The sequence below is a fragment of the Halorubrum tibetense genome, assembly GCF_055396225.1.
On the sequence record NZ_AP043742.1, the window covers coordinates 2717440 to 2731213 of the forward strand.

General features: G+C 57.0%; 14 protein-coding genes and 1 pseudogene. 2 read left to right on the top strand and 13 right to left on the bottom strand.

What is annotated here, in order from left to right; translation table 11 throughout:
• Nucleotides 1–10: 10 nt before the first annotated feature.
• Both ACZ5TV_RS13430 and ACZ5TV_RS13435 read right to left on the bottom strand, forming a co-directional pair.
• Entirely contained in the window at nt 11–1039 is a 1029-nt protein-coding gene (locus tag ACZ5TV_RS13430) for a Cdc6/Cdc18 family protein (RefSeq protein ID WP_379778060.1), read from the bottom strand.
• A gap of 278 nt (nt 1040–1317) precedes the next feature.
• On the bottom strand, nt 1318–1611 hold the full coding sequence (locus tag ACZ5TV_RS13435; protein WP_379778058.1) for a hypothetical protein: 294 nt from the start codon (nt 1609–1611) through the stop codon (nt 1318–1320).
• A gap of 669 nt (nt 1612–2280) precedes the next feature.
• On the opposite strand from ACZ5TV_RS13435, the gene ACZ5TV_RS13440 reads away from it, so the two are divergent.
• Complete coding sequence (locus ACZ5TV_RS13440; protein ID WP_379778056.1) at nt 2281–3546, top strand: orc1/cdc6 family replication initiation protein; 1266 nt, start codon at nt 2281–2283, stop codon at nt 3544–3546.
• Between the two features lie 783 nt (nt 3547–4329).
• On the opposite strand, the gene ACZ5TV_RS13445 is transcribed toward ACZ5TV_RS13440, so the two are convergent.
• From ACZ5TV_RS13445 to ACZ5TV_RS13480, 8 genes and pseudogenes are all read right to left on the bottom strand, one after another.
• Complete coding sequence (locus ACZ5TV_RS13445; protein WP_379778054.1) at nt 4330–5724, bottom strand: protein adenylyltransferase SelO; 1395 nt, start codon at nt 5722–5724, stop codon at nt 4330–4332.
• A 104-nt stretch (nt 5725–5828) separates the two neighbouring features.
• Nucleotides 5829–5978: a DUF7563 family protein gene (locus ACZ5TV_RS13450; protein WP_464383909.1), complete on the bottom strand. Its 150-nt coding sequence runs from the start codon at nt 5976–5978 to the stop codon at nt 5829–5831.
• Between the two features lie 5 nt (nt 5979–5983).
• Entirely contained in the window at nt 5984–6847 is an 864-nt protein-coding gene (locus ACZ5TV_RS13455) for a 2-oxoacid:ferredoxin oxidoreductase subunit beta (protein ID WP_008847004.1), read from the bottom strand.
• Nucleotides 6848–6937: 90 nt separating this feature from the next.
• Nucleotides 6938–7144: a hypothetical protein gene (locus tag ACZ5TV_RS13460; RefSeq protein WP_239638879.1), complete on the bottom strand. Its 207-nt coding sequence runs from the start codon at nt 7142–7144 to the stop codon at nt 6938–6940.
• Between the two features lie 204 nt (nt 7145–7348).
• Nucleotides 7349–7678, bottom strand: a complete 330-nt coding sequence (locus ACZ5TV_RS13465) for a 4Fe-4S dicluster domain-containing protein (protein ID WP_008847006.1) — start codon at nt 7676–7678, stop codon at nt 7349–7351.
• Nucleotides 7679–7718: 40 nt separating this feature from the next.
• Nucleotides 7719–9149 (bottom strand): Fe-S cluster assembly protein SufB, encoded by a 1431-nt coding sequence (gene sufB, locus ACZ5TV_RS13470; protein ID WP_379778051.1) that lies wholly within the window; start codon nt 9147–9149, stop codon nt 7719–7721.
• Nucleotides 9150–9323: 174 nt separating this feature from the next.
• Nucleotides 9324–9620, bottom strand: a complete 297-nt coding sequence (locus tag ACZ5TV_RS13475; RefSeq protein WP_379778049.1) for a hypothetical protein — start codon at nt 9618–9620, stop codon at nt 9324–9326.
• Between the two features lie 479 nt (nt 9621–10099).
• Nucleotides 10100–10535 (bottom strand): annotated as a pseudogene (locus ACZ5TV_RS13480) (low molecular weight phosphatase family protein).
• A gap of 228 nt (nt 10536–10763) precedes the next feature.
• Between ACZ5TV_RS13480 and ACZ5TV_RS13485 the strand changes: the two are divergent.
• Nucleotides 10764–11147 carry an arsenate-mycothiol transferase ArsC gene (locus tag ACZ5TV_RS13485; RefSeq protein ID WP_245202818.1) on the top strand — a complete coding sequence of 128 codons (384 nt, stop codon included), beginning with the start codon at nt 10764–10766 and terminating at the stop codon, nt 11145–11147.
• A 46-nt stretch (nt 11148–11193) separates the two neighbouring features.
• On the opposite strand, the gene hcsS is transcribed toward ACZ5TV_RS13485, so the two are convergent.
• From hcsS to arsA, 3 genes are read right to left on the bottom strand one after another with little or no spacing between them, the layout of a single operon-like run.
• Entirely contained in the window at nt 11194–11415 is a 222-nt protein-coding gene (gene hcsS, locus ACZ5TV_RS13490; protein WP_209486793.1) for a halo-CC-star protein HcsS, read from the bottom strand.
• Nucleotides 11406–11822 (bottom strand): halo-CC-star protein HcsL, encoded by a 417-nt coding sequence (gene hcsL, locus ACZ5TV_RS13495; RefSeq protein WP_209486795.1) that lies wholly within the window; start codon nt 11820–11822, stop codon nt 11406–11408. Before hcsL ends, hcsS begins: the two co-directional genes overlap by 10 nt.
• Nucleotides 11819–13771, bottom strand: coding sequence for an arsenical pump-driving ATPase (gene arsA, locus ACZ5TV_RS13500; RefSeq protein WP_379778046.1), 1953 nt, complete (start codon nt 13769–13771; stop codon nt 11819–11821). The genes hcsL and arsA overlap by 4 nt, the downstream gene beginning before the upstream one ends.
• Nucleotides 13772–13774: the final 3 nt, after the last annotated feature.

Consider the following 13774-nt stretch of genomic DNA (forward strand, 5'->3'; position numbering starts at 1 on the left):
CACTATTGATTTATGAGATCGGCGACGCAGCTGTCGAATCGACGAGTGAGTACTCGCGGTCGCGACTCGTGCCTTTTGCTTCAAGGAGGTTGTACTGGGCCATCTTTGAAAGGTAGGTCCGAACGGTGCGCTTCGTCCGCGGATCGTCGACCGCCTGCGTATAGTGGTCGTGGATCTCGCTCGGTCCGAGCGGGCCGTGGTCGCGAACGATATCGTAGACGACCCGCTGGTGTGGGGTGAGTGAATCGAGGCTTTTCTGCTTAATCTGTGCCCGCGCGTCTTCGGCTGCATCGAGGAGGATGTCGTTAGTGATTGCCTCCCGATTCTCGCGGTCAGCCGTGCTGGCTGCGCTGCGAAGCATCCCGATGGCCAGACAGGCATCGCCAGCGGCGGCATCAGCGATCTGATAGAGCTGCTCGTCGGTGATCACGCTGCTCTCAAGCCCCCACTTCGTTCGAGCACTCAGAATGTCGTAGAGTTGCTTGTTGTGGTACTTGTCCATCCGGACGTGTTCGCTGGAGCGAAGCCGACTCACCAGCCGGTCGTCGACGCGGCTGAACAGCTCTTCTTCTTTGTTTGCGATACAGATCACCGAGAACTGCTCCATACTGTGGAGGTCGTAAATGAGCCTCGGATCTTCCAGTTGGTCGACCTCGTCGAGGATGATGACGGTTCGCGGGCCGTCGTGCTGCTGGAGACGGTCGATGAGTTCGTCGTGAGGGGTCGATTGCCGGTGGATGTCGATCGTCGCGCCGATGTCGTCGAGAATTTGGTACAGTGTCCGGAAGCGGCTGTAGTTTCGCCAGCAGTTGACGTAGGTAGCCTCGACATCGAGCACTTCCTCGCGGAGCCGTTCGGTAACGAATTTCGAGACACAGGTTTTACCGACACCGCTCGGGCCGGTGACGATGGCCGTGTCAGCTGGCTCGCCGTTCGTGATCGGTTCGAGAACGCTCGAGAGGTGGTTGACTTCGGCGTCGCGATGCTCGACTTCTCGAGGGACGAACCCGGCACGGAGGACGCGAGCATCACGGATCATCTGTGAGTAGGTAGCTATTCTCTGGGTAAGTGGTAAAAGTGTGACTGGGTAGATTCCGGAAAGCTCCTCATCGCCAGTGAATCTCTTCTTGTATAGTGTCGCTGTCTTCCGATTCTGATTGTGGAAACACACTGTTTCCGGAAACATTCAGAAACCCAGTCAACGGTGTGGTGCTCGCTCTATACTAATCACGATAGCCCGAGCCGGATGGACCCCATGAAGAGTACTGTCTGACGTGCTCATCGAGATCGCTAGGTCGTAGATACAGACAGACAACTCTAGCTCTGGTTGCCTGCGTCAAATACGGCGGCAAAGTCCTCGAGAAGCTCCTGTGGTGACCTCTCATCATCGCGAGATGGAAGTGGTACTTCCCAGCATTCGATTTGGAGTGTGTGCGCATTCGATACCGGCTCCGGATCGGTTACTACATTGAAGATACCGGTGTGATAGATAGCAAGTAGTCGCTGGTCATGAACATCGACATAATCGATACCAGCCCGATCCAGGACTGCTGGAATGTCTGTGGGCGCAGATAGCGAGACAGAGGCGCTTGGAGACGCCGAGTCGCTCATACCTGGGTTTGGTCTATCGCACGGATAAAGACCCGTCTCGGGAACCCACTGTATACAGTATTTGGCCACCAGTCGTTGTCGGTTTATTGGGTCCCGACGAGTACTGGTGTGGGATAGCGATCTCTCACTTCTAGCCGAGATATCACTCATCGATGGGCGTCCCGGTCTTCTCGGCCTCACCCACCCCTCGTTCCGACTGTAAACTGTTCGCCTCATAGGGTTGTCGCAGATCCGGCATAGACAATGGTTGCTGTCGCTTTCTGCTGTTAGCGGTCGAGAAATCGGCGTTTATTGGCGAATCAGTCGCCGAAAGACGATTCGGCTTACCACTAAATGGAAAGTGCGGTACGATAGCAAACAACATGGATCAATATAAACATTGTGGATTGATCGGGGATTCGAGATCGAAAAGATACCACCACGATCGAGATACAGTCGGAACGAGGGGTGGGTGTGGAGCAACAACCGGCGTCGAATCCACCGAGATACACTCGGACTGAGGGGTGTGGGGGCACCGACTGCTTCACTCGATACAGTCGGAACGAGGGGGGATACAACCACGTTCCGACTGTATGTTCCCCTGCTATACGACCATCGAAAACGCGTATTTCGATAGGTTACAGTCGGAACAGGGGTAGATATATGTGGATGGCCTTGGAACGCACGCCTATGGTTGATGATGAGCGTGACGATCCCGCGGACAGCGAGCGGGATTCGTCGGGTGGCGGCGACCCGCTGTTCGCCGAAGCGGGCGTGCTGAACCGGACCGAGCTGATCCGCCGGCCCGAACTTCTCGAAATCTCCACCGTTCCGGGGAGTGATCGGATTGCTGGTCGTACCGAGCAGATCCAGTATGTCGCCAGCAATATCGGGCCGCTGGTAACAAACTCGGAGCCCACTTCGGTGATGATCTACGGGAAGACCGGCACGGGAAAATCCCTCGTGAGCAAACACACCTCCCGCCGCGTCGTCCGTGAGGCAGAATCTCGTGGTACGGATGTCGAAATGGTGTATGTCGACTGCGCACAGCACAACACGGAAGCACAGGCGAGTTCTAAGATCGCCCGCGAGTTGAACGAACTTGCTGGCGAACCCGAGTCCATCCCGATCACCGGGCTCGGGCCGTCCCACTACTACTCATACATCTGGTCGTTATTGGAAGACCACTACGACGGCGGGATCGTCATTCTTGACGAGATCGACCAACTCCAACCAACCGAGGACGCCAACACGCTCCTGATGCAGTTATCTCGGGCTGGAGAAAGCGAAAAGACGGAGTCATACATTGGTGTCATCGGCATCTCGAACAAGGTCGAGTGGGGTGACGAATTAAATTCCCGCGTCCTCTCGTCGCTTGGCAACGAGGAAACGGTTTTCCCACCATACGACGCAAACCAACTTCAGAATATTCTCTCTGCCCGGAAAGACGCGTTTCACGACGGTGTCCTCTCTCCGGAGATCATCCCTCGGACAGCAGCCCTCGCCGCGCGTGAACACGGTGACGCCCGCAAAGCCGTCCGCATCTTGAAGAACGCCGGGAAGCTTGCCGAACAGGAAGGAACCGAACAGGTACAGGAACACCACGTCAACGAAGCGCAACAGAAAGCTGAGGTTGACCGACTTCGTGAACTCCTTGCGACCGACACACCCCACGCTCGGTACGTACTCTTAGCACTCGCGGAGCTGACACAGAATACCGACGAGACGGAGTTCCGAACCACCCGTGTCTACGATGCCTACGTTGAGGTGTGCGAGCAGGAGGCTGCCGACCACCTCAAGATCGACCGTGTTCGCGACTTGCTTCGTGAACACGCGTTCAATGACACCCTTGAATCCACACTGGAAAGCGGCGGACGGGCTGGCGGAACGTACAAGCAACACCGACTCCTGAAAGATCCAACCGTCGTTAAGGAGTCAGTGAAGCGCGAGATGTAGCATATCGGGAAATCAGGTGGGGTAGAGCGAGAACTTCCCCAGTACAATTCCTGTGAGGTAAGACTCTCGATCCTTAACCAATATAGATGGCAGAAACGTCCAGTATGTTGGTTAAGATCGCTCGCCCTTATGTAGAAATGCCGAAAAGTCCCATCGCCAATGGGAGTCTGTTGTTTCACTTGAAACAGTGGTGTGTGAGTTCAATAATTGGTATAGATCGGGTCTGCCCCTCCACCGTTTCCGAAGATTTTGGTCGCGTCGCAAAACCGTTTAGACTTTGCTCACCACCGTCGGAAACTCGACTCACTGAGTCCTTGTTCTGCTGTGAGAGGGCCGTGCACCCGGTGCACGCTAATTAGAAAGTGCGAGAGAGTGAAGGCTAGTCTACGCCTCTTTGAATTCTAAACGACTTTGCGACGCGACCAATATATGAACGACCAGTGAAAAGGTGTACCGGCTAATTCATCGTCGTCAATGTTTGTTTCCCACTGTCTTAGGGAGAGCACCTCCAAATCAATCGGAATCCACCCTTCAGCGAGGGCTGATTCTGTACAGATCGGTCGGGAGCAACGAACCTTCTGTGCTGTACTCATCCTCTGTATCGGTCGGCCCGTTACTGACAGCTGTCGAGTTGGTTATTGATGCCGTGCTGCATACAGGGCGCGTATCTTGCATTTGTGAATACTGCTCTCTCGATCGGCGATTCCCAGCAGTTCATCAACAGTAACCACCGTTTCCCAATGATGCCGAGTTGGTGGGTATACCTACTTTGGTACTACTGGCTCACGTATTACAGTACGTTGTATACTCCGTATCGAATTCTCGTGGCGGTGGTTGCTGGAATTGTGAGTCGATATCCTTCGGTGTATAAGGGTTTTCCAGCACGGTCAACAACCGTTCGAATTTGGATAGAGCCCCAGTTTCGAGATACTCGTCCAGTGCCTCTTCAACCAGATAGTTGCGGGGAATGTACCGCGGATTGGCTTGCTGCATCAACGCTTCATTTAGGCCGACAGCAGCCAGATCATCCCTGAGCTGTTCGAATTCTGTAGTCGCAAACGCTGGATAATCAAACGTACCGGGGACTTCTAATTCGAGGAACGTATTGGTATAGTCCGCGTTCGACTTGCGGAGCCACTCCAGAAATTCATCGACGAGTGCGTCCTCGTCATCCGAGGTGATCCCCAGCTTCTTTCGCATCATCGTGTAGTATTGAGCATCGAATCGATCGTCAAATTCGTCCAGTTTACGTTCAAGTTCATCATACGTGAGCGCCGTCCGTGCACACAGCGGTTGGAGCGCCTCTACGAGGCGTTCGAGATTCCACCGCAAAATGGGTCGCTGGTTGCCGAACGCATATCGCCCGTGCTTGTCGATTGAGCTGAAGACCGCCTCCTCATCGTAGTAATTCATGAACGCACAGGGCCCGTAATCGAACGTTTCTCCATCGATACTCATGTTGTCCGTATTCATCACACCATGGACGAATCCGACACGCAACCAGTCAACAACCATTTCGATCGCTGACTGCATGACTGCATCGAAGAACTCCACATATGTACGATCTTTTTTGTGTAGCTGCGGGTAGTGCCTGTCAATTACATAGTCAGTGAACTGCTGTAGTTCGTCAGATGCTCGGGCTGCGACGTACTGGAAGGTTCCGTACCGAATGTGGCTGTTCATTACTCGGACTAGGACGGCTCCGGGTTCTGTCCGGCGTCGGTTGACCACGTCGTCAGTCTCGACAACCGCAAGACTCCTCGATGTTTTGACGTGTAGATTCCGCATCGCATACGAGTACAGATACTCTCTGAGCATCGAGCTGACAGTTGCGTTTCCATCGCCTCTTCCGGAGTAGGGCGTTCGACCAGACCCTTTCAGTTGAATATCGTATCTACTCCCATCGTGCACGTGCTCGCCGAGTATCATCGCCCTCCCGTCGCCCAAGACGGTAAAACTCCCATACTGGTGACCCGCATATGCTTGGGCGATCGGTTCTTCCAAGCGATCCTGACCTGCCAGCAGCTTCGCATCAAGCTTCGCTGTATCCAACCCAAGGTCAGCGCATAGCTCGTCGTTACGAACCACAATTTCGGGATGAGCGATACTCTTCGGTGTCACTCTCGAATACAGCACCGAGTCTAACTCTTTGTAAGTCGTGTCAAATGAAAAGGTCATTCAGGTCATATAGTGTTCTTTCGCTTGCTTTGATAATTTGTACGGCTCATCCCGCCCATGGGCGTGACAATACGAGCGAATAGGGCCCGATAGAGAGAGAATCTTCATATATCGTCCGTTCGCTGTCGTATTTCCTTTCCAATACCAGCATTGGCCGAGCAGGACGGGCATGCAAGAACGACGCCGTCCTTGTCGCCGAACACATGTGCAAACTGAGCAGAAATATGCTCGCCACAGGTAGCACAATCAGGCATGTGTATCAGTAGAACTCCCGAACGAGATTCGTTGCATTGTCCGGAGCTCCGTCGGGTATGACCGCCATATTGTCTGAGAGCCCTTCACGCTCTTCGTAGGCAACCGAGTGCTCGTCCTGATAGAGTACACCCTGGTACTCTTTATTTCCATCCATAATCATGTCTGTAGCGTCATCGTAAGCCGTTGGATCGTGGTCTGTCTCGGCGAGATCGACAATCGTGTCTCGGAAGTAGTCGTAGGTATCGACGTCGTTAAACGTCACACAAGGGCTGTAGACGTTGACGAAGCCGAACCCGTCGTGTTCGACGGCTTTCTGAACGATCTCGGTGTGGCGCTGGCTGTCCGAACTGAACGACTGGGCAATGAACGTCCCGCCGGCAGCCAGCGCGAGCGCAAGCGGGTTGACCGGCGGCTGTTTCGGCCCCTCGGGCGTCGTCGAGGTTTCGAAGTCCTCACGCGATGTTGGCGAGGCTTGCCCCTTCGTGAGGCCGTAGATGCGGTTGTCCATGACGACATATGTCATATCAACGTTGCGGCGGACCGCGTGGATGAAATGGCCAGCGCCAATCGAGTAGCCATCTCCGTCGCCGCCGGCGACCATCACTTCGAGGTTCGGATTCGCTAGCTTCGCCCCGATTCCCACGGGAAGGGCGCGACCGTGAACGCCGTGGAGTGCGTAGCTGTGCATATAGGTCCCGATCTTCCCGGAACAGCCGATCCCTGCGACGACGAACGTGTTGTCCGGGTCGTTCCCGGTGTTCGCGAGCGCTTTCATCATCCCGTTCATGGTGCCGAAATCCCCACAACCGGGACACCACGTTGGCTGCTTGTCGGATTTGAAGTCAGTGAATCTGATGTCGGTACTCATCACCTTACCGTCCCCCTTCGACCGTATGTAAGAGGACATCTTTCGAGCCGATGCTCGCGGGTGTCGGTCGTTGCGTAATCTGGCTTGGTATCATGCTTTTGAGTTCGTGACTGTCGCGATATCGACGTCTGTTATTCCCTGTGCTTCGATTTTGGCCTTCACTGCCGGTGGGAGCGTTTCCAGTGTCTCGTCAACTTGTGGGTTAATCGGTACGCCGTCAACTTTGATCGCAACCAGCTTGCCACGGCGACCGTGTGCAGCGACTTCGAATTCGAACGGTCGGTCACGTTCATCCATACTGTGGACCCAGACTTTCGCGAGCCCGTTTGCACTCTCCCAGTGAACGCTGTTGACGACGGTGAGACTGCCAGCCGGCGGAACGCAAGAGGAGCCGCATGCTGGGCACTGTGCGGAATGTGGACTTTTACCGATATAGGTATACTCTGCCCCGCACCGGTAGCACTGGAGTGGGAGGGTCATAAGTGGTTCCTCAATCACCCCTCACAGGCGCCCCGCTCGTCCGGGATCGACATCGATGGCGTCGACGGGACACACGTCGACACAAAGCATGCAGTCGATACACTGTGTCTCGTTAATCGGATCGGCTTTGATGTCGCTCTCGGGGTGGCCCGGTGTATCCGTCCACTCGAACACGTCGACGGGACAGTCCTCGAGGCAGGCACCGTCGGCCATACAGATATCGAAGTCGACAGCCACGTGTGTGCCGTGGATTCCCTGCTGTTCCGGTTCGTCGACCGGCCCCCAGACTCGGTGCCCCTCGTGTTGCTCAGCGACATCGCGGTTCGCTTCGAAGTGTGGATCGATAGCCATGAGAATTTCTTGATAAGGGTGGCGTAGTCCAGACGAACTACTATCCGAGCGAGCCCTCCATCTCGAGCTCGACGAGCCGGTTGAGCTCGACGGCGTACTCGATGGGCAGCTCTTCGGTGATCGGCTCGATGAACCCCGAGACGATCATCTGCTTGGCGTCGTCGTCGTCGAGGCCGCGCGACTGCAGGTAGAAGATGTCCTCGTCGCCGATCTTCCCAACGGTCGCCTCGTGGGCGACGTCGACCTTCGACTCGTTGATCTCCATGTACGGCATGGTGTCGGAGGTCGACTCGTTGTCGAACATCAGCGCGTCACACTCAACGGCCGTCGAGGAGTTCTCGGCGCCGTCCGCGATGTGGACGAGGCCGCGGTAGTTCGTGCGACCGCCGTCCTTCGCGATCGACTTCGACTCGACGGTCGACTTGGTGTCCGGCGCGTTGTGGTACACCTTTGCGCCGGTGTCGATGTTCTGCCCCTCGCCCGCGAATGCGATGGTGATGTGGTTGTCGGAGGCGCCGCGGCCCTTCAGGATCGTCGAGGGGTACAGCATCGTCGCCTTCGAGCCCATCGAGCCGGAGATCCACTCCATGCGCCCACCCTTCTCGGCGATGGCGCGCTTCGTGTTCAGGTTGTAGGTGTTCTTCGACCAGTTCTGGACGGTCGAGTACTGGACGTGGGCGTCCTCGTCGACGAACACCTCGACGCCGCCACAGTGAAGATTGAACTTCGAGTACTTCGGCGCCGAGCAGCCCTCGATGTAGTGAACCTCCGAGCCCTCCTCGGCGATGATAAGCGTGTGCTCGAACTGGCCCATCCCCTCGGAGTTCATCCGGAAGTACGCCTGTATGGGCATGTCGACAGTGGTGTTTTCGGGGACGTAGACGAACGAGCCGCCCGACCAGATGGCGCCGTGGAGCGCCGCGAACTTGTTGTCGCTCGGGGGGACGCACTCCGTCATGAAGTGCTTGCGGACGAGCTCCTCGTGCTCTTGGACGGCCTCGTCCATGTTACAGAAGATGACGCCCTTCTCCTCCCACCGCTCCTGCATATTCTGGTAGACGACCTCTGATTCGTACTGCGCGCCGACGCCCGAGAGCGCGTTCTTCTCGGCCTCCGGGATGCCCAGCTTGTCGAACGTGTCCTTGATGTCGTCCGGGAGCTCTGTCCAGTCGTCGACGCCGGCACGAACGTCGACGTCTGGGCGGATGTAGGGAACGATCTCGTCGACATCGACCTCGCTCAAATCCGGCTGGCCGGGCCAGTCAGTTGGCATCGGCATCTCTTGGAACTGCTTGAGCGCGCGCAGGCGCCGCTCTAACATCCACTCCGGTTCGTCTTTGTCCTCCGAGATGACGCGGACCGTCTCCTCGGTGAGGCCCTTTTCGCTTTTGAAGGCGGATTTCTCCTCCTTCTTGAACTCGAAACGAGCCTCGGTGTTCGTCTCTTTGAGATCGTCTTGTTTTGAACTCATCAAAGTATTCTTCAGAGACTACAAATATAAGTGTGGTGTGCTAGAACACTCTTTAGTAACTCATAATGGTTTCTTTAACGAAAATGAATAACTTTGTGTGGTTTAATTTGGTTTCTCTAGTTAGTAGAATTTAATATGTGACGAGAGGGCTATTCCGTACAAACAGGACCGCCGTCACTCGTTAGCGAGAACGACTCGACAGCACTCGATCGCTGCTTCGATGTGGCGGTCGGCGACCACGTCGTCCGTTTCGTCAGCCGACTCAAGCAGTGTAGCAACTTGCTGAACCCGTTTTTGTCTGGTTTGCGTGTCAAGATTGTCACTAGTAGCATCGCGGGCGACGGCTTCAGCCTCTCCGAGCCATCGGTTGGTCGCTGGCGGAACTGGGCGATCTGCGGTCGCAGTTAGATAGGCCGCCAGTGCGTCGACCGCAGCCCGCGGCTCGGTTGGGATGTCAATTTTGTCCGTCATCGTCTGTGTATTGGCGCTTACTGTGAAGAATTGTTGCTCTACAACATCTGCCGACTCACTGACTTCTTGCTGAAAGCTGGCGTCGACGATGAGATGGACTACACACCAGTGTTGACTGCGGGCGAGTGTGTTGAGCTCGTTGCTTCGGCGTTGATTCCACACGACTAACCGGCTGAGCCCTCGCTGAGTCTGCCGTTCGGGAGTGGCAACCCTATTCAGGAGCGCTAAAATCCATACAATTTCTTACGATTTCTCGGTAGTTCGACCAGTAGGATTCAAAATCGGTGCTTAAGTGGTGATGATGACCACGAATAGATAGTTATTCAACCCAAGACTGGCTTATCCTCCGAAACTGTGCAACTACATAACTTCGGAGGATGGATCTCATGCGTGCCTTTGTTTTCCCACAAAAAATTTGATTAAAACCTCGCTAAATCAACAACGGTCCGTCATTCGAGTACCGCTCCAGCAGGCTTGTTTCACCGTGAACTGTTGGCGTGAACTTCGTCGAACAAGTCTGTAACCCGTTGTTCGATATTGTTTCGAATCACACGGACCTGATCGAGATCTTGGCCATCAGGATCTGTTAGCGCCCAGTCGCGAACATCTATCTCTTCAGCATCGAGTTCGAGTGTCGAACAGCCCATTGTGGCGACGACGTCACATGATTCGAGCTCAGTCGTTGAGACTTCTCGGGGGGACTCGATCCGAGAGATCGATCTCGTGGTCTTGCATGACCGTCACGACTTCGTCGTGGACGCTGTCGGCGGGGTGAGTACCACCGGTAATGATCTCAACACTGTCTTCGAGTCCACGACGGTCACGCTCGCGTTCGGCAAACGCTGTCGCCATCTGACTGCGACCAGCATTCTGTACACAAACGAATCCTAGAGTAACCGGCAAATTATCGCTCATAAACAGCAGAATCGATGCTGTCGACTTGAGACCCTATATGTGATGTATATACGTCTCAATAGGTCGACACGGGTCTGAGAGTACTTCTCAGACAGTCGATCAAGAGCCGTTGTACCTGAAGTAACAGCTATACCGGTCCCACTCGCTTGTGGAGGTGTGACTGAATCCGATGAGCGGGCGGACCACCAGATCGCGTTCGTGTGTGTCCAAAACGCAGGACGGAGCCAAATGGCGGCGGCGTTCGCTGAGTGCGAGCGCGACCGTCGCGGTGTGGGCGATCAGATTACGATCGTTACCGGTGGCACACAGCCCGCGGACCACGTTCACGAGATTGTCGTCGAAGCAATGAGAGAACGAGACATCGATCTCAGCGACCGAACGCCGCGAGAGGTAACACCAGACGAGCTACAGGCGGTCGATCTCGTCGTCACGATGGGGTGTTCGGCATCGGACGTGTGCCCGGCGACGTGGAACGGCGAGAATCGCGATTGGGGGCTCGACGATCCCCACGAGCGTCCGATCGAGCAGGTTCGTGAGATCCGTGACGAGATCGAAGAACGCGTCATCGCGCTGTTCGACGAACTCCTGTCGGAGACGCCGTCCGCGGAGTGACGCGATTGGCAGAGTCGTCAGCCGAGGCGACCCCTATCGACCCCCGCTAACAGCAGCCGTCGTCGACACCGCAGACGCTCCCGTAGTCGACACCGATCTCGTCGCCGATCGCCTCGTTACACTGCATCACCATGGTGGTGAACGCGAACTCCGAGGAGGACTCTTTCGCCGCCGCGAGCTCCTCGCCGATCGCCTCGGCGGCCGTGACGACCTCTTCGTCCGTCACTTCGGACTCGCTGGCGTCCTGACCGGAAGCGCTCAACAGCATCCACCTCCGGTGGATCGCGCGAACTCCTCGCCGATCTCGTCGCTGATGGTGTCGTTCGTCCGCTGAAGCAGTTCTATCAGATCGGCCTGTGCGGCCTGCTGACGCTGGATCGTCTCGTTGTTCGACATCTCGGTCTGGAGTTGCTTCAGCTCGGCCATCACCGACTCGTCGAAGCCACCACGCTGCATCTGTTGTTGCTTTCGCTGGTACTCGCGAAGCAGCGCCATCGCGTCGTCATCGTTCTGTAACGCCTCGTCGGCCGCGACGAACTGCTGATACGTCTCAGACTCGCCGAGTGTGTCGAGGAACTCGTGGAGCACCTCCTCGACGTCGGCTTCTACGTCTTCCTCATCGGACACGCCCACGCTGTCCTCGCCCGCACCTTCCACGTCCTGTGCGTCGCTCACGAGGGCGTCACCTCCGGTGCGTCCGCTTCGACCACGTCTGCGAGTCCAGTAATCTCCTCACCGAAGGCGCTGAGTTCTTCGAGCCCGATTGGTTCATCCTGCCGGAGCGGCGCCAACATCAACGGCGCGTCGAACCGGTCTCGAATCTCTTCGAGATACTGGGCCTGCTGGGCGCGCCGGTTCGCGAAGAAGGCGTTGTCGCCGTACTCCTCGGGGAGGAGGTAGTTGGCGACGACCAGCGAGGTCTCGATGCCGACCTGATCTTTGAGGTCGGCGGCAGCCCGGTACGCCTCCATCATCGGGGTGTACTCGGGGTACATCACGAACGCGAATGTGCTCAGTCCGGGATCTTTCATCGTCTCGATGACTTCGTCGTACTGGTCACCCTTGGCGGGCGCGGCGCCCTTCGTCAGCGAACCAAGATCCATGAAACCCTTCCAGTCGGAGGGGAGTTCGAGCAGACGGAGAGTATGACCCGTGGGGGCCGTGTCAAAGACGACGACGTCGTAGCCGTCCTCGTCGAAGTAGCTCACGAACTTCTCTAAGGCGGCCATCTCTTCGGCACACGGCGACTCCAACTCCTCTTCGACGTTCGCGATCGCAGCGTCGACGTCGATCTGCGTGTCGTCTTTGTCCTCGTACATCTCGGTGACGTGGTCGAGGACCTGCTCGCGGTACTCCGCGAGCGCTTTTTCCTGGTCGATCCGCGCCGCGTCGAGGTTCTCCTGACCGACCGAGGTGGGCTCGTGGTCCACGGGCTCGCCGAAGATGTCCTCCAAGTGCGCGGCCGGGTCGGTCGTGACGACAAGCGTCTCGTGACCGGCTTCAGCGAGCTTCGTCGCCGCCGTCGAGGCGACCGTACTCTTGCCGACGCCGCCCTTGCCGGTGAAAAAGAGGTACCGCGTCTCCTCACCGGGCGTGAGCTGGTCGACGACCGCGTCGGCGTCCGCCATCGAATCGAAGTCGGCTGCGCCGTCAGCATCGACATCAGTCGCGGTCCCGACGTCGACGGTTGCTTCCCTGCCGTCGTAGAGGACGCCACCCACGCCGGCAAGCAGGTCGAGGCCGGCGATCTCGCCGGGCTGGAGCGGGTATGTCGCCATCGCGTCCGCGTCGAACTCCTCGCGGGCGCGCTCGATGACTGCCTGCTCGTCCGCACGTTTCCCCTCGAAGAAGGGGTCTTCACACACCGACTCGGGTAAGTAGCCGTTGAGAATCAAGAGCTGCGATTCGATCCCGAGCTCGGCGAGGTCGCTCGCGCTGCGTTCGATTTCGTCGATCGAGGAGTCCTCGGGTTTGCCGACGAACGCGAACGAGGTGCGGTCGTCGTCTTGAAGCGTTTCGATGGCACGCTCGTACTGGACCTTCTTATCCTCCATGGAAGCTGCGGGGCCGATACACGTCGAGCCGCCCTTCTCGAGTTCGGCGTTCCAGTCGGAGGGGAGCTCCATCAGCCGGATGGTGTGGCCCGTCGGTGCCGTGTCGAAGACGACGACGTCGTACTCGGGGCTGTCCATGAAGTCGACGAAGTTGTCGAAGGCGGCGATCTCCTCGACGCAGGGGCTGTTGAGCTGCTCTTCGACGGTCTCGATCGCCTCATCGTCGAGCAGCTCCCGCATCGGTTCGATCGTCTCCTGTCGGTACTCCTCGGCGGCCGTATCGGGGTCGATCTCGATCGCCGAGAGGTTGTCGACACCGTCGATCGCGGTGACCTCGTGGCCGATTTTCTGTCCGAAGATGTCGGAGAGGTTCGGCGCGGGGTCGGTCGTCACGAGAAGCGTGTTGTAGTCGTTGTCGGCGAGCCACGTCGCGGTCGCACAGCTCACGGTGCTCTTGCCGACGCCGCCCTTTCCGCTGAAGAAGACGAACTCGGTGTCGCCGCCGCTCGGTTCGACTACCTCACGCGCGCTCGTTGTTGTCGGATCCGCTGACTGCTCTATTTGTGACATCTA

Bases quoted from the DNA above. Each gene is read 5' to 3' on its own strand.
- hcsS (WP_209486793.1), bottom strand. From the start codon at position 11,415: ATGCTGTTGAGCGCTTCCGGTCAGGACGCCAGCGAGTCCGAAGTGACG.
- ACZ5TV_RS13455 (WP_008847004.1), bottom strand. From the start codon at position 6,847: ATGAGTACCGACATCAGATTCACTGACTTCAAATCCGACAAGCAGCCA.
- ACZ5TV_RS13440 (WP_379778056.1), top strand. From the start codon at position 2,281: ATGGTTGATGATGAGCGTGACGATCCCGCGGACAGCGAGCGGGATTCG.
- ACZ5TV_RS13465 (WP_008847006.1), bottom strand. From the start codon at position 7,678: ATGGCTATCGATCCACACTTCGAAGCGAACCGCGATGTCGCTGAGCAA.
- ACZ5TV_RS13450 (WP_464383909.1), bottom strand. From the start codon at position 5,978: ATGCCTGATTGTGCTACCTGTGGCGAGCATATTTCTGCTCAGTTTGCA.
- ACZ5TV_RS13485 (WP_245202818.1), top strand. From the start codon at position 10,764: ATGGCGGCGGCGTTCGCTGAGTGCGAGCGCGACCGTCGCGGTGTGGGC.
- ACZ5TV_RS13430 (WP_379778060.1), bottom strand. From the start codon at position 1,039: ATGATCCGTGATGCTCGCGTCCTCCGTGCCGGGTTCGTCCCTCGAGAA.
- ACZ5TV_RS13445 (WP_379778054.1), bottom strand. From the start codon at position 5,724: ATGACCTTTTCATTTGACACGACTTACAAAGAGTTAGACTCGGTGCTG.
- ACZ5TV_RS13460 (WP_239638879.1), bottom strand. From the start codon at position 7,144: ATGGATGAACGTGACCGACCGTTCGAATTCGAAGTCGCTGCACACGGT.
- ACZ5TV_RS13435 (WP_379778058.1), bottom strand. From the start codon at position 1,611: ATGAGCGACTCGGCGTCTCCAAGCGCCTCTGTCTCGCTATCTGCGCCC.
- ACZ5TV_RS13475 (WP_379778049.1), bottom strand. From the start codon at position 9,620: ATGACGGACAAAATTGACATCCCAACCGAGCCGCGGGCTGCGGTCGAC.
- arsA (WP_379778046.1), bottom strand. From the start codon at position 13,771: ATGTCACAAATAGAGCAGTCAGCGGATCCGACAACAACGAGCGCGCGT.
- sufB (WP_379778051.1), bottom strand. From the start codon at position 9,149: ATGAGTTCAAAACAAGACGATCTCAAAGAGACGAACACCGAGGCTCGT.